We start from the raw sequence: 21,205 nt of genomic DNA, 5'->3' as shown, positions 1-21,205 counted from the left end.
AGACGGATTCGCTATCACATTGTTTACGGCAATTCAGGCAGTTTTCTAATTCAGAAGTCTCAATAGATCAATTCACTACCAGAATCAAAGGCTGCGAAAGATGTCCGCGCAGAGCAAATACGCGATGCCTGGTCAACAATTCGAACTGTGCGGACCATGCAAAACCTTTGGAGAATCACTGCCCTGTGTGGGTAGGACTGGCTCCCCCGTTGATCCCTGCACCAGAGACACCTCAGACGTTCAGTCGCGGGCCTTGTGATCATCGATCACCACACCAGGAACCAACACGCGCGCCGGTAAAGAAATTGGCTTGCGTATCGTGCCTGTTCAATCCGCTGGGTGATCCCCGGTTGACTGACAACGCGCGGCAGTTTCGCGGAAAAATTAGTGAGCCGGTGATTTTTGTTGAGCTGTCTTTTAATGGCAAGTTTCTTTTTTCCGACTCAATCCAGGTTAACGCTGGTGCAGAAAGTAAGTACATCTGGCAAAAGGAACGGCTTCTAAACATCGCCATTGCGTCACTGCCTGATGATGTTGATGCTGTCGCAATCATTGATTCTGATTTGCTGTTCGAGAATCCCAACTGGTACATTGAAACAAAACGGAAGCTAGAAACTGCTGACGTGGTTCAAATGTTCGAGAACGTGAAATATTTAACCACTGCCGGCAACGTTGAAACGAAAGTCACGGGGTTTGTGAACAGCTCAAAATCTCAGCACGGTCTGCCTGGTGGAGCGATCGCATTTCGGAAATCGCTGAGCGGTCCCAATGGGATTTACGAGAGATCGATTCTCGGCGGCGGTGACGGCGTTATGATGCGTGCCTGGGCTAATCAGGGACTGAGGATTGTGAGCACGTCAGGAGACGTCCGACATCTCTATCATGGGGACTACAAGAATCGGCAGGCGATCAAGCGGTATGATATTCTGAAGGCTCACAATTTCGATTTCGAACGCGACATAGAATCAACTCCAGGCGGTCCTCTCTCGTGGATGCCAGGAAGTAGGGAAATGAAAGGAGCTGCTGCGAAGTTTTTCGGCGAGAGAGCGGGAATGAGTCTCGAAGAAAATTCGCTGTATGACATCGACGTTTTTATTCCGTACCACAGGAATTTGCATCTGGTCACACAAACAGTCGACTCCATCCTCTGGCAAGCAGGAGTAAAACCGTTTATTCATCTGGTCAATGACTGCTCGCGTGAAGATGACGCGCCACTGAAGGAACGCTACGGCCATCTGGGGAATGTCGCCTGGTATAAAACAAAAAGCAACTGCGGGCCGTATGCGATCGCGAATAGCTTGTTTCACCACATGAAAACGGATGTGATTGGGATCGCTGATTCTGATGATATCTATATGCCGCACCACTTCAGGACCGCCATTGATGAGCTTAACAGCACTGGTTCGCATGTCTGGTGTAGTTCTATGATGCAGTTCCTCAATCCACTGCAGGAGCATCACGAACGCAACGTCAATAACGTGAAAAAGAACCCGCTTATTAAATCAGGCATCCTTATGAAGAGTTGTCGTTCTCCCAGAGTGATCAATGCCACAATGGTGATTCGCAAGTCAATGTTCGAATCATTGAACGGGTTTGATGGCCTCTTCTTCTGCGGAGCTGACACGGAGTTCACACAGCGGCTACAGGTACCAAGCCGTTCGAATCCGAAAATCCATTTCAACAAAACTGTAACATCCATGAGAAGGATTTGTACCAACAGTTTGTCAAACTCTCAGGATCGGTTTGGGTATCAGTCTGGAGAACGCAAGAAAATCTTGGATGCAACGAATGAGCGATTTGACGAATGGGAAAGACTTGGGGAAATCGACCCGACAAAGTACGGTAATTTAAAACAACAGGCCGATGTACTTGAAAAACTGGTTGTGATAAACAAGAGAAAGTCGAAGGTCTATGCTTGCATGACGACGATTCCCCGTCGTATTTATGCATTGGAAAAGGCGGTTGATTCACTGCTCCCACAGGTCGACCAGTTGTATATCCACTTGAACGATTTTCATTATGTGCCGGACTTCTTAAAAGATCCGAGGATTCAACTAGTGTTTGGGACCAATGAATTGATGTCCTGTCCGAAATTCCTGTGGGCCGATAAACTGAATGGGTACGTTTTGACCTGTGACGATGATTTTATTTTCCCGCCGGATTACGTGGCAAAAATGATCGAAGGAATCGACCGACATAAATGTTGGATCTGCGCGCACGGGTCAAAGCTCGACGAACAGCCAATAGAGAACTACTACCGCAATAGAACGGTTTACGACGGCAAGGGGGAAGTGAAGCAGGATATTTATGTTGATGTGCCTGGGACCGGTTTGTCTGGCTTCCACACCGACGATATTAGGATATCAATGGACGACATCAACCTGCCAGGCATGGAAGACATAGCGGCCTACATCCACACATACAATCACTCTTATAAGGTGGTTGTGATTGCACATCCTGATAAATGGCTCGTCGCTTCAACACATGGCAATGATAAAGGATTGTGGGGCGAATCGCGTTTTGACGGGCGAAAAGAAACAGTGGCGATCAATACTAGGGAACTGTGTGATGTACCAAATTAGAAACCTGGAAATTCACGCAAGCTACTCCTGCAACCTGTCCTGTAAAAGCTGCTCCCATTTCAGCGATCAGCAAATCGGTAAGAACGTACCACTGGAAGAGATCGCAAGCCAGATGATGCAGTGGAGCGGGCGAATACAGCCTAAAATGTTTTCAATCCTGGGCGGTGAGCCTGCGTTGAATAAGCAGTTGGTTCAGATTGTGCGGGAGTGCCGGAAGCAGTGGCCGTTTTCTAAATTGAGACTGATATCAAACGGGTTTTACCTGAAGAACCATCCAGAGCTACCGCTTGCCCTTCAGCAGGCAGAATGTGACTTAGAGGTCTCAGTGCACCATGGCGGCGAGGAGTACACAGAGAAGTTGAAGCCGGTTCGTGAGCTGCTTGCACAGTGGAGTTCACGATACAATTTTGTTCTTAAATACCGACCATCTGCGTCAAAGTGGCGAACAACGTTTGAGGGATCTGGTTCCGAAATGGTGCCGTTTAACGACGGGAACCCGGAAGAGAGTTACAAGGTTTGTGTGGCGAAGAACTGCCCGCAAATTCACGAGGGAAAGATCTGGAAGTGTCCCCAGTTGGCTTATCTTGGTATGGTCGATATAAAGCATCAACTCAGTGAGGAGTGGCAGAAGTACCTTTCGTACCGACCCCTGTATCCAACCTGCTCTGATGCAGAGCTGCAGCAGTTCTTTGAGACGAAAGCAGAGCCAGCTTGCGCGATGTGCCCGTCGTGTCATCGTCACTTTGAAATCCCATCACCGTTGAGGATTTAGCGGTCCATCTCCAACGGAATTATCTCAGTTTAAGTTTGGAGCATTCCCAACACAGTATTTTGCCCACACGAATTTCACTTCCACAGTTCTCGCACCTATCGTAAACGATCTTCTCATGAGGCTGCTTGGGAGCTTCAACCATCCCTGTGCCTTCGCAATGTGGGCACGTCTTCGTTGACGGTTCCTGAAATGAGGTAATCGCCATTGCGCTGAGACCAATGACGATGGTGATAACGATATAAGACTTCACCAGACTGACCACCTTTATTTCTTTATGGCCTGCACGCAAGGATGATTCATGTGTGTACTATTTCATCAGCGCACATGATTTAAATAGATGCCCAATGGTTTAGGTGAATTCTTTTCAAGAAATAAATGACGGAATCCTGTCCGGTCTCTCATCGTTGAAGCCGACGACAACAACCGCTTTGTCTTCCGTTGAGACAGGACAAACTGGCTTCGAGCGAAACTATTCAAGCACCTTACAAGGTCTTTCAGCAGAATTATATTCTTGGGATATTACGTATCACTATTGGTTGAAGAGAGGGCCACCAATAGATCACTTTGATTCACCGACTCAAAAGTTAGTGTGAGTACAATACGTCGGTTCTCAATACATACTTGATATCTTCTCCTGTGACCGGAATTCCAGAATGCCATAATTCGTGGGCAAATAATAAACAGTATCCTGCCTGAGGTTTTATTTTGATCTCGTTTTTTCGAAAGACAGTTTCACCACCCTGTTCAACAGTGTTTAAATAGACAAGCATTGTATATTGTGATTCAAAACCTTGATGGTGTTTCCTGCCATCTTTGTGCATGTTAAATTTTTGTGTCCCTGTATAACGGTAGAATCGGATGAAAGGGCTTAAACCGACAGCTTTGCTCTGATTGTTTTCTGGTAAAGGATTGTCTTTTAGCGTTTCCCATAAATTATCTGCTATCTGTTGTGATTCGATGTCGGCTCGTTCATTGGTTCGGATTTGATCGATCTGTTTTCGGGTCCCGTGCACGTCAACATCTGCAGGTTGAAATCCGAGATACTCGCTGTAATTAATATAATTCGTGCATTCTTCGGCAGTTAGAAAATGTTCGATGAGCAAGATATCTTTTTCGATTTTGATGGTCATTTGAAGTCACATCCTCTCAGTTGGTTGACTCGTGGCAATCGTAAAGGCAAAGGGGGTAAAATGAAAATGTCAGACGTATCTAGATTATTTCCCCTACCTGACAGACACAAATCGATGATGCGCGATTCATTTATGGTAACGATCAGAACTAGAGTGTGTATTGTCTGTTAGCGAATCACTTAGGTATGTCAAAACTTAGGAATTGATTCCGATTGGGAAAAGAATTCCGTTGGCGTGCTCTAGTTCAACAAACGGTGATCTTTTAAGATGCCAGCATTTGTTCTATAGAACTCGTTGCGCAACTTTCACTCAGTGATAGTACATTGGTGATCACAGGGGCTATAAATACCCGGTTTGGAGGATTACGAGTAAGTTTGTTGTTTCGCAATCATTCAATGAAGTTCCACTCAACAGCCTAAATCAAATTCCAGCCTTTGCGGTATTCGCGGCGGATGTACTGATCGGATTCCGGAGCGTTGGTTGCCTTCATGGCCTGGGTGTCCCAGTGGAGTTTTTTGCCTGTGCGATAGGCGACGTTGCCCAAGTGGTTGGCTTCGGTGAGCAGACCCGCATATTCGAAGTTGCAAGTGGTTGGTGCACCGGTTTTGCAGGCATGAATCCACTCGGCGTGATGTCCCAATGATTTAGGGATGAACGGTTCAGGACGTTTGAAGTCGGCGAATTCTTTTTCCGGCAGCAGAACGTGTTTGCCATAATCGGTCAGCAGCATGCCCTTTTCGCCAACGAATAAAACGCCGCTGCCCCACTGAGGAATTTTGCCTTCTTTCCAGAGTTTGGGTTTATTTGTGCCCTGGTACCAGCCGACGGTGACGGGGGGCATATCGCCGCGTTGACCATATTCATAGACGGCCTGCATGGACGCTGGGGCGATTTCTTTTTGAATCGGCGGACCTTCCGCTTCGATGGTAAGCGGGTAATCCAGCTTCAAGGCCCAGAAGGGTAAGTCGATCCAGTGACTGCCTAAGTCCGACATGGTGCCGTTTCCAAAATCCCACCAGCGGTACCATTTGGGGCCAGGGAAATAAATGTTGTTGAAAGGACGTTCCGGCGCGGGCCCCAGCCAGAGATCCCAGTCCAGTCCTTTGGGAACTGGATCAGAATGACTCGGGCGTTTATCCGAATAGACAATATCCTTGGCCTTGCGAGCTTCTTCCTCAGAGGAATGCCAGCCCCAGGCGCGGGAGACCCAGACGTGGGCTTCCTGTACGGGGCCGATGGCACCGGATTGAATCAATTCGACGACGCGGCGGTAGTTGTCACCGGCGTGAATCTGCGTTCCCATCTGTGTGGCAACATTTGCTTTGCGGGCTGCTTCGCGGATGACGCGGGCTTCCCAGACACTGTGCGTGAGTGGTTTTTCACAGTAGACATGTTTCTTCAATTGTAGTGCTGGCAGGGTCGCGAACGCGTGTGTGTGCTCGCATGTGCTGACGACGACGGCATCAAACTTGTCAGCGTGATCGTAGACCTCGCGGAAATCTTTGAACTGTTTTGCTTTGGGATGGTTCTGGGCTGCGCGGAACAGATTCTGCTCGTTTACATCGCAGAGTACGGTGATATTTTCTGAAGAGACCGACCGCAGATTGCTGCCACCCCGTCCCCCGGAACCAATGATAGCGATATCAAGCTTTTCATTCAGGTTGGTGCCACGCACGATGGCAGGCGCGCCAAAACCAATGGCTGCTGTAGCAGACGCTGATGTTGCCAGAAATCGTCTACGGTTCATTGAGGAATGAGTTTTGTCCGCTTTGCCGGGTTGATTTTGCACAGTGAGCCCTTCACATCTGATATATCAAATTGCCATCAAGCCATGAATGTGATTACTTAACTATCTTTAACTATGGCAAGATGGGCGAGACATGGCAAGACAAAAGGTAGGGCTCACGGAAAATCTCGACTGATCACAGCTTAGCTTCTGAATCAAATTCCTCGGAACACACCGGGCAAATGCCTGTTTCAGACATGCCGCCATTAATATAGTGACGTTGACAAGTGCTGCAGACTCCGATTTGACCGGGATATTCTTCCAGCAGGTTCAAGTAGTCAATGATTTGTCTTTCGATCTCAGGCACACCGCTGAGTGACTGACTGAGATTGATGACTTCGTGAATCAGTGCTTCAGTTTCCGTCGGGTAGGCTGTCTGTTGTTGATCAGGCTGTCTGCTGCCTCGCGAAAGTTGGCGGGTTCGTGTATCTGCTTCGACCGACCAGAGATGCCCGGCTCGCCAGAGTCCTTCGCTATCCTGAAGTAAAAAGACTTCCACCCGATTCATCTCTGGCCCGGTAACAGGAATGCGGACAATGCTCGATTGGCCTGCCGTTGAAGGAACGCGTGGTGTTTGCTGCGTCTCTTTTTTTTCGTGATTGGGTGAAACTTCCTCTGCAGATTCAGATTCCGTTTCTATTTCCTCTGCTGGCACGGTTTCGATCACAGTAGCGAAGGACTCACATAGCTGGTGTATTAATTGTGTCTGTTGTTTTCGGAATGTATTTCTCTGCCGTTTAGTTTGTTTCAGCTGGCGGCGGAGTTGTTTCAGCGAGTGTTCTGTGTGGCTTAATTGCGGAGCGAGTTGTGTTAACCGTTGATGGATATCTGACATTGATTGCAGGTCGTCACATTCAAGAGCACATTCCGCTTGTTCCTCAAGGGAGTCGAGTGATTCCCCCCGATGCCAGCGGCAGTAAGCGGTGCGCCAGAGGTGCCAGGCACTGGTGTCGAACAGATACGGATTCTCTGTAATCGCTGCTTCTGCTTCATACGCGTTAATGGCTTGTTCAATAATCGCCTCCTGGGATTCGCCCGCTAATGCACCATTCATTTCCAGCAGCTCATTTTCCATGAACTCAGGCAGCGAGGTGAATATCTCCCGATATTCATCGTCGGCATCGACGCCCGCGTTGATCCAGGTCTGTAATTCCTCGCGCTGGTCGGGAGAGAGTTGTGCGACGCGGTCCTGACTGAAATCGATATCCCATTCAGCGAGTTGACCGCTAATCGTGCGGCAGGCATCGGAAACAAAATCTGATTGTGGTGACTGGTTTTGCATAGACGTAAAATCCCTGTGTTTTAAAGAATGATGGATAAAAAACGTGAATTGCGCGATCGAACGGTCAGAGACAGTGAACGGCGTAGGTTGCAGTTCCCTGTTGGCATTGTTTGAGAGCGAGTTGTGCGCCCTCTGTCAAAATGGAGACGGGCAGATAGTCTCCCAGAATCTCGATGGAAACTTCATCGGGCAGCAGGAATTCCCGTTTCGATACGGAAGTTGATCCATAAGGGACAGAGATGGTATCTGCGGTAGATGAACTTTCCAGTTCCGCGAGGGCCTGTTGCTCTGCATGTTTCAAATCTTCCCAGGCTTGTTCTGCCAGTGAGAACGATTGATGGCATTTGACCGTTTCATTGTGAAGGGATTCCATGTTTTGCATGGTCTCCCGCCAGCCTGCGACTGCAGCTTCAAACGATTGGGCCATTGAAAGACAGACTTCTGCTTCTTCCAGATCACCCTTCAAGCGTTCCATTTTTGACTTTTCCTGGTTCAGTTTGCGCGACAGATTTGTGATCTGCTGCTCCTGATCGTGCAACAGTTCGTTACATTGTTTGACATCGGTTTCTGCTTCAGCCGCTGCCAAACCTTCATATTCATCTTCGATCGTCAGCAGATTTACATAACTGCGTTTCAATACTTCGGGAAATTCTGATTGCCGTTCATTTGCAGACGTTTCTTTTTTTGAATCGGTTCCCGATGCATTTGAAAATGGTAAGAAACGGGAGTTCTCATTGTTTTCAGATACGTGATCCATGCCTGGTATTCCCATTGGTTTTGTGGTTATGAATTCAGATTCCGTGTGATGCGTTTTCGTAGAGAGAGCGGCTGTGTTTTATGTGCGACCACTCTTACAGATCTTTGCGAAGTTCTCCCATCGTGTCAGGGGCGATCAGTTCCAATGTGACGCTACGCTCTTCCACGCCGACACAGCCAATATAGATCTCGCCTAGGCAGCCGGCTTCTCCGGGGGTGAGCGTTAAAAACTGAGTGACTGGTTCTGCAATCAAAGTAATACCGCGCGAGAGATAGTGATCGCGTTTGATCCAGCCTTTGCGTTCCAGTGCACGCAAGTGACACATGACGCCATTCGAAGAGCGGATTCCGAATTGCTCTCCGATTTCCCGTACTGTGGGGGAAAGACGCTGTTGTGTGATTTCCTGCCTAATGAAGGAATAGATGGCGTGTTGTTTTTCGGTCAGTTTTTGTCGGCTGGGTGCTTCTGTTGCTTTCATCTTTGACTCCCTGGTTAAGTGGTGAATGCTGTGCGTTACGTGAGGAATTATAGCGGCAAAAAAGCGGTCTCTTTTATTCAGAAGGTGCCTCAAAACAGTGAAAAGACGAATGCTGCCAGTTGCCGCAAATTGCCGATTTTTGGCGCCGTATTCCGATCCGTGTCGCCGGAAAAAGATGTGTTTTATTTATTTTTTCCGCACGCGAAATCCAAACAGGTAGTCGACATGATAAATTGAGAATGAAACGGCGCGACGAATTCATCACGTCAGTCAAACAGCGGCGTGTGTGGAATTTCACGGTACGAAATTCAGGCCAGGAAACCGGAAATCTTCAGATTCCCGTTTGTGAGTATTCTTTACTTTGTTTACAATATAAAATCTTTAAAGCACTGACTTCCTGATTCAGCGTCGCTAAAAGCGATTCTTCCCCTGCCGATATAAGGTACTTGCCGTGAATCAACCACTGCCTCGCATTTCCGTTTTGAGTTGCTCGCTCACCTTGTTACTGATGAGTATTGTCGACTCCGGATTGACCCGGGCAGAAGATCTGCCTCGTGTTCCCCCAGGTTTCAGTATTGAGCGTGTGACCAATAGTGAGCTGACGAAATACCCGATGATGGCGGGCTTTGATGATCGCGGTCGGTTGTTCATCGCGGAAAGCTCCGGAGAAAATACACGGGCTCCTCAATTGATTAAAGAGCCGAAAAGTATGATCCGCATGTTAGAAGACCGGGACGGCGATGGCCACTTTGATAAGAGCACGGTTTTTGCCGACAAGCTGACGTTGCCGATGGGAGCATTATGGCATGAAGGTTCCTTGTACGTAGCAAGCCCTCCGAATATCTGGCGGCTTACCGATGTCGATGATGACGGCGTGGCGGATGAACGAAAGATTATTGTCGATTCCTTTGGGTTCTCCGGCAATGCGGCCAGTATTCATGGTTGTTTTCTTGGACCGGAAGGCCGTCTGTATTGGTGCGACGGTCGACATGGTCATGAATTTAAAGACAAGTCCGGCAAAGTGAGCAGCAAAGGTCTGGCAGCGCGAATTTTCTCTTGTAAGCCAGATGGCTCTGACATCGAAGTCTATTGTGGCGGTGGCATGGATAATCCCGTCGAGATCGATTTCACTCCCGAAGGGGAAATGATTGGCTCGGTGAATATTCTGATGACGCGGCCCCGTGTGGATTGTCTGGTACACTGGCAGGAAGGGGGCGTCTATCCGCACTTTGAAGACTGTGTCGCGGAATTCAAACGCACGGGAGATCTGCTGGGGCCGATTACCCGATTCGGACACGTCGCTGTTTCCGGCATGTTACGGTATCGTTCCACACAGTTCGGACCAGAGTACGAGGGGAATATCTTTACCTCTATCTTTAATACACATAAGGTGGTCCGTTCGCAGTTGGTGCGCAACGGTGCGACGTATGAAACGAAAGAAGAAGACTTTCTGGTTTCGGATGATCCCGATTTTCATCCAACTGATGTGATTGAAGACGCGGATGGCAGTCTGCTGGTGATTAATACGGGAGGCTGGTTTCGTATCGGTTGCCCACAGTCTCAGATTTCCAAACCCAATATTCATGGTGCCATCTATCGGATTCGAAAAACAGGCACGCCGGCGATCAAAGATCCTTACGGGTTTGCGTTGGACTGGAGTTCGCTCTCTCCCCATCGAAAAATCCAGCTCTTAAATGACACACGGCCGCTTGTTCAACAACAGGCGATTGAAGTATTAGCCCAAGCCGGAGATCTTGCAGTTCCTCGGCTTGCGAAAGTCGTCTCTTCGCCCGCTGGTTCATTTTATAATGATACCAGCAAGCGAAACGCGATCTGGACACTAACGCGGATCGGTAGCAAGAAGGCCCGAGCAGCGATCCAGAAAGGCCTGGTTTCTTCTGAGACAGTGCAGATGACGTCAGCCAAAAGTTTAGGGTCACTACGAGATAGTAACTCACTCGCAGGCTTAGTGCGTCTGGTAAAAGATGGAAAACCCGCGGTGCAGCGGAATGCTGCGACGGCGTTAGGCCGCATTTGCGAAGCGGGTCATCGTGATGCGATTTCAGAAACTGATTTGCAGGCTGTTGTGGAATCGCTATTCCATACCATGAAGACGGGATCGCCGGATCGAACTTTGGAACATGCTTTGATCTACGCATTGATTCGCACGGATCACCGGGATCTGGTATTGGCTGGTTTGAGTGATTCGAGCCCGGCGGTGCGCCGGGCTGCTTTGATTGCCCTCGATCAAATGGATTCCGGAAATCTGACGCGCGAACTGGTTACCCCGTTACTGGATACCGATGATCCCGCGCTCCAGAAGGAAGCACTTACCATCATCGGCGAACACGAAGGCTGGGCCGGTGAAACATTGAGTCTACTCAAAACCTGGTTGAGTGATGAAACACTGAGTGAAGAACGGGCAGCCGTGCTGCGAGGGTTTTTGATCGCTCAATCAGCGGATCCTGAAGTACAGGCTTTGATTGCGCAGTCATTGACCGGTTCTCAAACATCGAATTCCGCCAAGAGTATCTTACTGGAAGTGATTCAACGTTCCGCTTTGAAAGAATTTCCGGTTGCCTGGCGAACTGCGTTGGAGCAGACGTTGAAGACCGCGCATCCGGATTTGCAGATTTTAGTTGTCCGGATTGCGCAGACGCATGATCTGTCTGTGTTGAGCGAATTGCTGAAGTCGCTGGCTCTGGACTCGAAGCAGCCTGCGACTTTGCGGATTGAATCGCTTTCAGCCATCGGTTCTCAGTTGAAAGCCGTCGATCAGAGCACATTTGATTTTCTGATGTCGCGGATGAGTGAAGAGTATCCACCTTTAGATCGTCTGTCGGCAGCACGGGCACTTTCCGGATTACCACAATCGACAGACCAGTTGATTCAACTAGCAAAGCAGTTGGATGCACCAGGGCCTCTGGCGTTACCTGTATTGCTGAGAGCTTATACGAAGAGTAACGATGAAGAAGTGGGGCTGGCGCTGATTACAGGATTGAACGGTTCATCAGCTGCAACCAATCTGTCCGCTGATGAACTGGCGAGTCTGTTACAAAAATATCCGGAATCGGTTCAACACGCAGCAGCTCCGTTGCTAAAAAAACTGGGCGTCGATCTGGCGCAGCAGAAAGCTCATCTAGAATCGCTGAAACCTTTGTTGACAGAAGGCCGGATTGAGGAAGGCCGAAAGATTTTCTTCGGCAAGAAAGCCGCCTGTGCGGGATGTCACACCGTCGAAGACCTGGGTGGGAAAGTCGGCCCTGATTTGACACGAATTGGGGCGATCCGTACGGGAACCGACTTGCTGGAAGCGATCGCATTACCCAGCGCGAGTTTTGCCCGCGGGTATCGTTCCTATCTGGTGGTGACCGATGAAGGCAAGATTTATACTGGTGTGATCAGTCGTGAATCAACGGACATGGTTTACCTCAGAACAGCCGACCTGTCGGAAGTGCGGATTGCCCGTGATGAGATTGATATGATGAAAGAATCGCCGATATCCATCATGCCGAAAGGGCTCGAAAAGCGTCTCACATCTCAGGAAATTCGGGATTTGCTTGCGTACCTCCAGAACCGTAAGTAAAGTGGAATTCAGAGACTCATTCTGAAATTTACTTACCGTTAAAGGTTGCGCTATGCTTAATGGTTCTGTCGTGTTACGTCTACTGTTCTGTTTGACCCTGATTTTGAATCTGTTCTTTGCCGTGGACACGCAGGCTGCGGAGAAGCAACAGCGGCCCAATATTCTGTTCGCGATTGCCGATGACTGGGGTTGGCCACATGCGGGTGCGTATGGCGACCCGGTAGTTAAAACGCCGACCTTTGACCGCCTGGCGCGGGAAGGTGTCTTGTTTCAGCACGCATATGTATCGTCTCCTTCCTGTACGCCTTCACGGGGTGCGATCCTGACGGGAAAATATCATTGGCAGTTGGAAGCGGGCGCCAACCTGCACTGCATTTTTCCGGACAAATTTGAAACGTATCCGGAAATTCTCAAGGCCCACGGTTATCGCGTCGGCCATACTGGCAAAGCCTGGGGACCCGGACGTACGGAAACACGTTCGCGAGAACTGGCGGGGAAACGCTATAAAAACTTCGAGAACTTCATGAATCAGCGAGACGGCGAAACACCATTTTGTTTCTGGCTCGGCAGCAGCGATCCCCATCGACCATATCAGGCTGGCTCAGGTGTGAAGAGTGGCATGGATCTTTCAAAAATCAAGCTGCCTGCCTGTTTTCCTGACGCAACGGAAGTGCGCAGTGATGTTGCCGACTATTACTGGGAAGTGCAGCGATTTGACAAACTGGTTGGAGACGCGCTGGCGTTGCTCGAACAAAAGGGAGAATTGGAGAATACAATTATTGTCATGACCGGCGATCACGGGATGCCTTTCCCGCGCAGCAAAAGTTGTCTGTACGATACGGGGACTCGCGTTCCTTTGGCGGCACGCTGGCCTGCAAAAATTCCAGCGGGGCGAAGCGTAACCGATTTTGTGAGCCTGATCGATTTAGCACCCACATTTTATGAAGCCGCCGGGGTTACGATTCCCGCTGATGTCACGGGACGTAGTCTGATGCCTGTTCTGTCGAATTCGAAGTCAGGACGCGTGACTGCAGAGCGGGGTGAGATCTATTTCGGTAAAGAGCGGCATGTCCCTTCACAGGAAGCCCCCGATATGGGTGGCTATCCCTGCCGCGCCGTTCGCACGGATGACTTTCTCTATATTCATAATTTCCGTCCTGATCGCTGGCCGGCAGGAACGCCCGAGTATCAGAAAGCCACAATTCCCGGGACCTGGTATGGCGACTGTGATAATGGGCCGACTAAGACTTATATGATTCAGAAAAAAGACAAAGATGACAATCATCGCCGACTGTACGAACTGGCATTTGGTAAACTGCCCGCGGAAGAACTCTATGATCTGCGGAACGATCCTGATCAATTGAAGAATGTCGCGCAGGACGCGATGTATCAAAAGGTCAAAACGGAGTTAGCGAAAAAAATGCACCAACACCTGATCGCCACACACGATCCCCGCGAACTGGGACAGGGAGATGAACTGGAACAGCATCCCTATTTAGGTGGCGGCCCGAAGCATCCGAGCCTCGAAGTCAAACGGAAAAAACGAGGGAAGAAGAATCAAGTGAAGTAAGCTTACTAGAATGTATGGTGCGCATGGACAGTGTTTCGGTCGCTGAACGAAAGTTTGTCATTGCGTATTTCTTTGGAAAACGATTCTAGTACCTGCTATGCCAAACTCTTTGTGATGGAATGAGATACGTGTTGATTCCATAGATAGATTTGCATCAACGGGCATTTAGATCATGTTTTTTCTTGTGCAACACCCATTTTAGATGGATGACTGTAGCGATTATTCCGATTAGGTAAGTACGGCTTCTGGCAGAGCTGTTTTCGTACGCAGTATTGAAAGTTTCGTTTCAAAAGTGGAGAGATAGACATGAGTGGTATTGGATCAATCAATAGTAGTCCTTCTATCTATCAGAGCATTCAGTCTTCACAGGGTAATTCGATCGAGGAGCCCGAAGCAAAAGGTTCTGGTCGGTTTGAATCACGAATTTCTAATATACTGCAGGAAGCTGGAGTTGATACGGATACTGCCGAAGCACTCAAAGAGGATCTGAAGGCGCTTTTCGAAAAGATCCGTTCTTCAGGTGGGAAAGAGCCAGAGGATTTGAACTCAGCAATTGACTCGATCTTCGAAAAATATAACTTGGATGCAGAGGACATTCTCGGGGCTCGCGCCAGTCAAGCGGGTTTCGGTGAGTCAGGTCAAGAAACATCTGGTGCTGCATCAACTGTTTCCAGTTTATTGGAAACATTGTTTAGCCAACAAAAAGAAAGCGGCGCACTCTCCGCAGATTCTTTGCTCGACGGCTTGATGGGGCTTGATGCGGTCGCATAACCAATATTACTCCTAGCTCAGCCTTGAATAGATCTGGCAAAGCAAGGAGTCGTTTTTTGGGTTGTAGATTACGATGAGATAGGTGCCTTGTCAGACAGGTAGTCGATGACCTGCTGAATGCTGCCAAAGGTGACGGGAGAATTCTCTGTCATTTGCACATCATAATTATTGTCTGCACTATCGTAAAAAATAATGACTCTGTCTGGTAATTCGTAGACGATCCAATAACGTTCCCGAATGTATTTTGGTTCTTTAATCTGGGATTCGCGCAGGAGTTGCTTCATAGCGGATGCACGACAGTCCCGACGTTGCGATTGAACCACTTGAAAAACATGGAATGGATGGTAGGAATAATCGAAGGTTTTATTGCACTGCGGACAAGTGAGAACAGGTAGTTGGTTTCTACATACCTGGAGAACCGCATCGAGTTCTTTTTCACAGTCTGGGCAGATACCATGAAATCCGGGCGCGTGTTTTGGTTTCGAAAAAGGCCACATATTGCTAGCAGATTCTTTCACAAGATTGCGCTGTCATGTTCGACTGATTGATTCGAAGTAGATGATCTTTCAGGGACGCATCAAATTCTAACCGGTGTTTCAAGTAGTGACTAGAGCCGGATCTTTTCTTATATCATAGTGTGATGACAGAGTCATCGTTTAGAGTGTCTCTCGCTCGAATGACTCTCAAAGAACTCGTTCGTCACTTGAATTGCTGCACCACCGGCGGAGCGGAATGTATTGCAGTTTATTTCCAGGTCGTCTAACAACAGTGCGTCACTGAAATCCAGGGAATGGCGGTTAAGCCAGTCTGCGAAAAAATACTGTGGATTTTCTCTTTTCAAGACGTGTTGTTCGCTGGAACAGAGAATGCCGTCAAACAGTTGCGCAGTCGCAGTAAACGAGTTTGTTTTACTTTCAGCAGGTTGAGTCAATTGTTGTCTCTGCTGTCTTGCTCGTTGTATTGCTTCATGAAAACAGTCCATGTTGTCGGTTGCAAGGACGATGCCTGTACCTGCTTTTTGTGCTTCCTTTAAAAACTGAATCAACGGGCCATTGGTACGCATGAGTTGGCAGTCCTCGACTAGTTTTCGCTGCAGGTAATCATGGGGGAATTCTTGACCCAGTGGGACTTGCAGACGATCTACGATTTGGTTTGCGTTCAAATCTCCCCGCATCCAGTCGCGTACGAGATCGTTTTTTTGTGTGAAGAGGGTTTCTGTCGCGTCTGATAGTTGCTGATGCAGAGGATGCCACTGATTGTGGAGAATCGAGATCCAGAATGGATCGCGCGACAAGACGCCATGCCAGTCGATCAAGATGACTTTATCCCACAACGGCAATCCTGGCTGGATCATTGAATTGCCTCCTGACTGTTACCCTTTTTCCTGATCCAGGTTTTTGGGTTTCTGATTAGGACGTTGATCCGTTTGCGCTGCCTGATAGAGTTGCTCGATGAATTCATCACTCATGCCAGTCTGTATTCGACCTTCGCGATTAAATGTGTCGCCGATTGAAAGTGCTGCTCTGACAGGCCAGTGCAAATGTTGTTCGTACGCTTCCCAGTCGGAGAGGTGATCGGGCTTTAACTGACGAAGCCAGTGTAAGCCGAATGCAACATGTTGGATTTCATCGCGGTAGACCACTTTCATCAACGCGGCACTGCGCTGGTCGCCCGCGTCGAGAAAATACTGTTCGAACTCTTGTGCATGATCGAGATTGCGGCCTTCGAAGGTGAGCGGGAGACCGGCCAGATAGTCGAGTACGCTTTCGTAGCTGAGGGCCTTCTTCCAGATATAACAATTCACAGGCAGACTACCGAACTCGAGGCCGAGTAGCGAGGCGCGTTCTTTATGCATACGGGTGTGGCGTTGTTCGTCGGCCATGATCGTGCACATCCCCTGACGAAACTCGGTGGGAGCATCGGGGAACGCGCACAAAATGTAGGCCATCACTTCCAGTGCCTGTAACTCATGATTGGCCATAATGTGATGCGCCAGCGCCCGTTTGTCTTGTTCGACCAGCGCGGACGGTTTCGGCATGGCAGGTGCGGTGCGGGGTGGTGCGAATTGCAAATTAGCAGGACGCCCCGGTTCCTTGATGCGTAACGGTTCGCCGGGTTGTTCGTCTGTGAGCGTTTCGGGAGCAGCGGTCAGCTTTTCGTCCAGTGAGTCGCTGAGCAGGACTTGTTCTGCAAATTCGCGAATTTCCATAGAGGCGTTAATTCGTCGTAGAAGGATTGAATTGAGCTCGAAACAGGGCGACACAGCCGATGACTTTCAGTTCTACGTCAGTATAGCGACTGGCGAGCTGAGATTGTAACGCATCGAGGCTGTCTGCAGAGTTACTGAAGATCTTTTTTTGATTGTAAAACTGCATTAAACGCTTTGCGGCAAGACCTTGGGGAACTCCCTCGTGCAGAATTGTAGAGCCGGAAATGATCGCACCCGGATTCAGCCAGGGGGCGAGATGATCAAAGAGTGTTGCTTTGGATGTTAGATCGCCGGGCAGACAATGCAGCAGATAGTTCAGACTGACCGAGTCGAACCGCTGTGGTGGAGTGGGTAACGGCTGCAGGATATCGGCCTGATAGACTTCGGGGGTATAGCGGCTGGCGCGTTTGGCGGTCGCTTCCAGACTATTGGGGTTCAGATCAAGCAGGCCGAGTCTGACTTTAGAATCCGGAAACGTGCAGTGTTCAAGATAGAAGCCGGTGCCTACGCCAACATCCAGATGATTGCTGGTCAAATTTTGATTCAACCAGTGCAGGATATTTTTTGTACGACATTTCCAGATCAGAGAATTCGAAATTCCCAGAACCCAGAGATCATAAATCGACAATAATTTTTTTGAGTAGACCGCTTGACCGGCGATGCTATCTTGAGAGGCAGTATTCATGGTGAGAGTGTAATCGAATGCGTCTCGTTTTTGAATCCCATTCAGCCGGTGGCTCTTACGAGAAAGCCGCCGGGCAGCCGTTTGACCACTTTTCGCATTTCCAGAATCGTGAGTGTGGACAGGATGCGCGAAGAGTCGAGGCTACTGGATTGAATGATTTCATTGAGATGCTGTGGTTCGAGCGTCACCAGATTCAGGATGTCCCGTTCGAATTCGCTTAATACGAGTTCACGGGGAGTATGCACTTCACGGCTTTGGGCCGTCATCACAGGGGTTTTGACAGGGCCAAGTCCTTCCAGGATGTCTTCCACGCTGCGGACCAGCATTGCGCCGTCGCGAATCAGGTCGTGACAGCCGGCACTGGCGGGGTGATCGATGCGGCCGGGAACCGCGAAAACTTCGCGCCCCTGCTCGTAAGCATGACGCGCGGTGTGGAGCGCGCCACTTTTACGTCCGGCTTCAATCAGAACGACCCCCATCGAAAGGCCGCTGATGATGCGATTGCGTTGCGGGAACAGGCCGGCGACCGGAGCCTGATCAAGGGGGAATTCGGTGACGAGTGCACCTTGATTGGTGACTTGCTCTGCTAAGTTTCGATGTTCGGGCGGATAAATGTGTGAAAGACCGGTGGCCATCACAGCAAGGGTTCGGCCGCCCGCTTTGAGTGCGCCCTCATGAGCGGCGCGATCAATGCCGCGTGCCAGTCCGCTGACGACGGTGATGCCGGACCGGGCGAGGGCGCCGGCGATTTTTTCTGCCTGCTGTAAGCCGTAGTGGGTGCATTTGCGCGAGCCGACGATGGCGACCGCCAATTCGTCTTCTGGCAACAAGCTCCCTTTACAGTAGAGCAAAGAGGGCGGGTCGGGCATCTCTTTCAGCAGAGAAGGATAATCGTCTGCTTCCTCAGACAGGATCTGATAGCCGAACTCGCGACAGCGTTTGAGTTCGTCTTCGGCAGTGGACTTGGCGGAACGATAACAGATCGCATCGGCGAGTTTCTTACCGATGCCGGGAACATTTAAAAGCTCCTGCCGGGGCGTCTTTAAAATCTGGGAGGCGGTACCGAAATGTTCCGACAGGATGCGACGGAGACGCGGCCCTACTCCGTGGATCAGATTCAGTTGGATCTGATCGAGAAGCGGTTGTTCTGATTCAGGGGGGCGATCATCCATGTTCGGAAAGGCCTCAGTAAAAAGGGTTGATTCACGAACGTACATGCTCTCATAAAAGATATGAAAAAACAACTAAGATCGGAGATCAATCTTGGGGAAGCGGTAGCTAACGCTTGACAGCGACCGCGGTTTGCCTCTAAACACAAGGCACACCAAAGCACACTCAGTAAAAGGTCAAGCTTATGCTGGACAAGATATTTTTCATTTTTGCCTGCATCATCATTCCGGTTTTATGGGGAGTGATTGTGAACTGGCTCTTCAATCTGTGGCAGGATCGTTCGAACAATAATTCGGACGATGACTATATTTTCCCCGACTATCAAATCTGAGGCGGCACGCGGATGGGCTTTGGATTGATCGATTTTTTAACAATTTCTTTAGCCGGAGGCCTGATTGGTTTCCTGGCGGGAATGTTTGGTGTGGGGGGTGGGTTTCTGCTGGTTCCCATCTTGCATATTGTGTTAGGGATCAAGATGGAATTGGCAGTCGGTGCCAGTGCCTGTCAGGTATTGGGACCGGCGACGACTTCGTTACTGGCCCGAAAAATCAAAGTCCGGGATTTATCTTTCCCACTGGTGATTACCGGAGGTCTGTTCTTAGGAGTCATTACCGGGACAGGGATTCTGGAACATGCGAAAGAATTAGCGGCAATCAGCATTAATGGTAAGACAATCCGCGTCGCAGATTTTATTGTTCTCGTTGCCTATTTCGTGATGTTGGTTAGTTTGGGAATTTTGTCTCTACGAAGTGCCCGTCGTTCCGATTCCGAAATCACCGGAGCACTTTTGAAAGATCGTTTTCAGCTCCCTCCGCTGGCAAGTTTTCCCGGTTTATTTGAGGGGAAACTTTCAATTCCTTTGATTGCCTGGTTCGGACTGGGGTTGGGTTTGATCTCCGGTCTGTTGGGCATCAGTGGTGGGATTTTGTTATTGCCGATGTTGATTTTTGGATTGGGAATTCCCACGCATCGGGCGATTTCCTGCAGTCTGGTGATTGTCTGGATTGTGGCATTTCAGTCGACAGTGGCACATGCCTGGCATGGAAATATCAGTATCGCCATTGTGATCGCGCTACTTTTGGGGGGGACTGTCGGTGCTCGCCTGGGGTCTGATCTAAATGCCCGACTCAAAGGCCTGCAGTTGAGACAACAGTTTGGCTGGTTATTACTGTCGGTGGCTCTTATGATTGGGGCGCGTCTGGTGTTTTTGCTGGCCGGATAAAAAAATAGCACAAGAGGAGAGAATCCAATGGCAAACAAATCCATCCTGTTCTTAACGGGCGATTATGTCGAGGACTATGAAATCATGGTTCCATTTCAGGCGCTGCAGATGGTCGGCTATCAGATCGATGTGGTGTGTCCAGATAAAAAAGCGGGGGACATCATTCGGACGTCGATTCATGATTTCGAAGGAGATCAGACTTATTCCGAAAAGCGGGGCCACAATTTTACGCTGAATGCGACCTTTGCGGATGTGAATTCCGATGATTATACCGGGCTGTTGATTCCCGGCGGACGGGCACCGGAATACATTCGTCTGAATGAACGTGTCTTGGAGATTGCGCGACAGTTTTCTGAAGCTGATAAACCAATTGCTGCAATCTGTCATGGATTACAGTTACTGGCCGCCGCCGGTGTGCTGAAGGGTAAGAGCTGCACGGCGTATCCTGCCTGTGCTCCTGAAGTGAATCTGTCGGGAGGCACTTATGCCGAGACGCCCATTGATGGCGTACACGTGGATGGAAATCTGGTTTCCGCGCCTGCCTGGCCTGCACATCCGCAGTGGCTGGCGGCCTTTCTGGAAGTACTGGGAACGAAAATCGAGTTGTAATCCACGTTAGATCATGAGTTATTGAAACTTTCTGTATTCGGAGAAACGCTGATGTCTTGTTGTTCTCTCAACTGGTCTACGATTGGGGCAGCTTTGGGTGGTCTAGCTGTGATTCTAGGTGCGTTCGCCGCACATGGAATCGATGGTTATTTTGCAGAAAAATACGAAGGTCAGGTCAAAACGGTTGCCGGCGTGGAAGTACCAGCGGCGCAGAAATATATGAATGATTTCAAAACCGGCGCGCAATATCAAATGTATCATTCACTGGCGTTATTGATGGTCGGTTTTGCTGGACTGACTTCCCAGAAGAAAAAACTGTTGAATACTGCGGGCTGGTGTTTTCTGCTGGGGATCATTTTTTTCTCCGGCAGTCTTTACGTTTTGACACTCAGCGGTCAGACTTTCTGGGGAGCAATTGCGCCGATTGGAGGCACGTTGCTCATCGTGGGCTGGTTTTCCCTGGCAGCAGGAGTCTGTTGCTGTGGCGGCTCCGCTTCCGATGTGGTGACCGGTCCCGAAACTCCTTCCTCAATATAATGCCATCGGCGCGTGGCTTATTTTAGAATAATGATTGGAAACGATCATTCCCACCTTAC

The 21,205-nt window shown here is 49.4% G+C and carries 19 protein-coding genes; 9 read left to right on the top strand and 10 right to left on the bottom strand.

Going from position 1 to position 21,205, the window contains the following annotated elements:
- Positions 1-185: 185 nt before the first annotated feature.
- Positions 186-2,582 (top strand): glycosyltransferase, encoded by a 2,397-nt coding sequence (locus AAC022_RS08505; protein ID WP_339730085.1) that lies wholly within the window; start codon positions 186-188, stop codon positions 2,580-2,582.
- Positions 2,569-3,354, top strand: coding sequence for a radical SAM protein (locus tag AAC022_RS08500; protein ID WP_339730084.1), 786 nt, complete (start codon positions 2,569-2,571; stop codon positions 3,352-3,354). Before AAC022_RS08505 ends, AAC022_RS08500 begins: the two co-directional genes overlap by 14 nt.
- 584 nt (positions 3,355-3,938) lie before the next feature.
- On the opposite strand, the gene AAC022_RS08495 is transcribed toward AAC022_RS08500, so the two are convergent.
- The 5 genes from AAC022_RS08495 to AAC022_RS08475 form a co-directional block, all read right to left on the bottom strand.
- The gene (locus AAC022_RS08495; protein ID WP_339730083.1) at positions 3,939-4,484 is read right to left on the bottom strand and encodes a 2OG-Fe(II) oxygenase; all 546 of its coding nucleotides are present in this window, start codon (positions 4,482-4,484) and stop codon (positions 3,939-3,941) included.
- 415 nt (positions 4,485-4,899) lie between these two features.
- Positions 4,900-6,273, bottom strand: a complete 1,374-nt coding sequence (locus AAC022_RS08490; RefSeq protein WP_339730082.1) for a Gfo/Idh/MocA family oxidoreductase — start codon at positions 6,271-6,273, stop codon at positions 4,900-4,902.
- A 133-nt stretch (positions 6,274-6,406) separates the two neighbouring features.
- Positions 6,407-7,552, bottom strand: coding sequence for a hypothetical protein (locus AAC022_RS08485; protein WP_339730080.1), 1,146 nt, complete (start codon positions 7,550-7,552; stop codon positions 6,407-6,409).
- A gap of 64 nt (positions 7,553-7,616) precedes the next feature.
- On the bottom strand, positions 7,617-8,309 hold the full coding sequence (locus AAC022_RS08480) for a hypothetical protein (protein ID WP_339730079.1): 693 nt from the start codon (positions 8,307-8,309) through the stop codon (positions 7,617-7,619).
- Positions 8,310-8,403: 94 nt separating this feature from the next.
- Complete coding sequence (locus tag AAC022_RS08475; protein WP_339730078.1) at positions 8,404-8,787, bottom strand: hypothetical protein; 384 nt, start codon at positions 8,785-8,787, stop codon at positions 8,404-8,406.
- Between the two features lie 451 nt (positions 8,788-9,238).
- Between AAC022_RS08475 and AAC022_RS08470 the strand changes: the two genes are divergently transcribed.
- The 3 genes from AAC022_RS08470 (at position 9,239) to AAC022_RS08460 (ending at position 14,714) form a co-directional block, all read left to right on the top strand.
- Complete coding sequence (locus tag AAC022_RS08470) at positions 9,239-12,373, top strand: PVC-type heme-binding CxxCH protein (RefSeq protein WP_339730077.1); 3,135 nt, start codon at positions 9,239-9,241, stop codon at positions 12,371-12,373.
- 52 nt (positions 12,374-12,425) lie between these two features.
- Positions 12,426-13,943, top strand: a complete 1,518-nt coding sequence (locus AAC022_RS08465) for a sulfatase (RefSeq protein ID WP_339730076.1) — start codon at positions 12,426-12,428, stop codon at positions 13,941-13,943.
- A 306-nt stretch (positions 13,944-14,249) separates the two neighbouring features.
- A complete protein-coding gene (locus tag AAC022_RS08460) occupies positions 14,250-14,714 on the top strand; it encodes a hypothetical protein (RefSeq protein WP_339730075.1) in 465 nt (154 codons plus the stop codon).
- Between the two features lie 68 nt (positions 14,715-14,782).
- Here the strand turns inward: AAC022_RS08460 and AAC022_RS08455 are convergent, their stop codons facing one another.
- The 5 genes from AAC022_RS08455 to dprA form a co-directional block, all read right to left on the bottom strand.
- A complete protein-coding gene (locus AAC022_RS08455) occupies positions 14,783-14,998 on the bottom strand; it encodes a hypothetical protein (protein WP_339730074.1) in 216 nt (71 codons plus the stop codon).
- Positions 14,999-15,363: 365 nt separating this feature from the next.
- A complete protein-coding gene (locus AAC022_RS08450) occupies positions 15,364-16,068 on the bottom strand; it encodes a hypothetical protein (RefSeq protein ID WP_339730073.1) in 705 nt (234 codons plus the stop codon).
- An 18-nt stretch (positions 16,069-16,086) separates the two neighbouring features.
- Entirely contained in the window at positions 16,087-16,923 is an 837-nt protein-coding gene (locus AAC022_RS08445) for a ferritin-like domain-containing protein (protein ID WP_339730072.1), read from the bottom strand.
- 7 nt (positions 16,924-16,930) lie between these two features.
- A complete protein-coding gene (locus tag AAC022_RS08440; protein ID WP_339730070.1) occupies positions 16,931-17,608 on the bottom strand; it encodes a class I SAM-dependent methyltransferase in 678 nt (225 codons plus the stop codon).
- Between the two features lie 41 nt (positions 17,609-17,649).
- Positions 17,650-18,780: a DNA-processing protein DprA gene (gene dprA, locus AAC022_RS08435; RefSeq protein ID WP_339730068.1), complete on the bottom strand. Its 1,131-nt coding sequence runs from the start codon at positions 18,778-18,780 to the stop codon at positions 17,650-17,652.
- 182 nt (positions 18,781-18,962) lie between these two features.
- Between dprA and AAC022_RS08430 the strand changes: the two genes are divergently transcribed.
- The 4 genes from AAC022_RS08430 to AAC022_RS08415 are packed head-to-tail and all read left to right on the top strand — an operon-like array spanning position 18,963 to position 21,146.
- Entirely contained in the window at positions 18,963-19,109 is a 147-nt protein-coding gene (locus AAC022_RS08430) for a hypothetical protein (protein WP_339730066.1), read from the top strand.
- 12 nt (positions 19,110-19,121) lie between these two features.
- Complete coding sequence (locus AAC022_RS08425; RefSeq protein ID WP_339730064.1) at positions 19,122-20,000, top strand: sulfite exporter TauE/SafE family protein; 879 nt, start codon at positions 19,122-19,124, stop codon at positions 19,998-20,000.
- Between the two features lie 27 nt (positions 20,001-20,027).
- On the top strand, positions 20,028-20,609 hold the full coding sequence (locus AAC022_RS08420) for a DJ-1/PfpI family protein (protein WP_339730063.1): 582 nt from the start codon (positions 20,028-20,030) through the stop codon (positions 20,607-20,609).
- A gap of 51 nt (positions 20,610-20,660) precedes the next feature.
- On the top strand, positions 20,661-21,146 hold the full coding sequence (locus AAC022_RS08415) for a DUF423 domain-containing protein (protein WP_339730062.1): 486 nt from the start codon (positions 20,661-20,663) through the stop codon (positions 21,144-21,146).
- Positions 21,147-21,205 lie beyond the last annotated feature (59 nt).

Origin of the sequence: uncultured Gimesia sp. (genome assembly GCF_963976445.1) — a bacterium.
In the GTDB taxonomy this organism is placed as follows: domain Bacteria; phylum Planctomycetota; class Planctomycetia; order Planctomycetales; family Planctomycetaceae; genus Gimesia.
The sequence above is the reverse complement of the archived record's forward strand: the minus strand, read 5'-3'. Positions and strand labels throughout refer to the sequence as shown.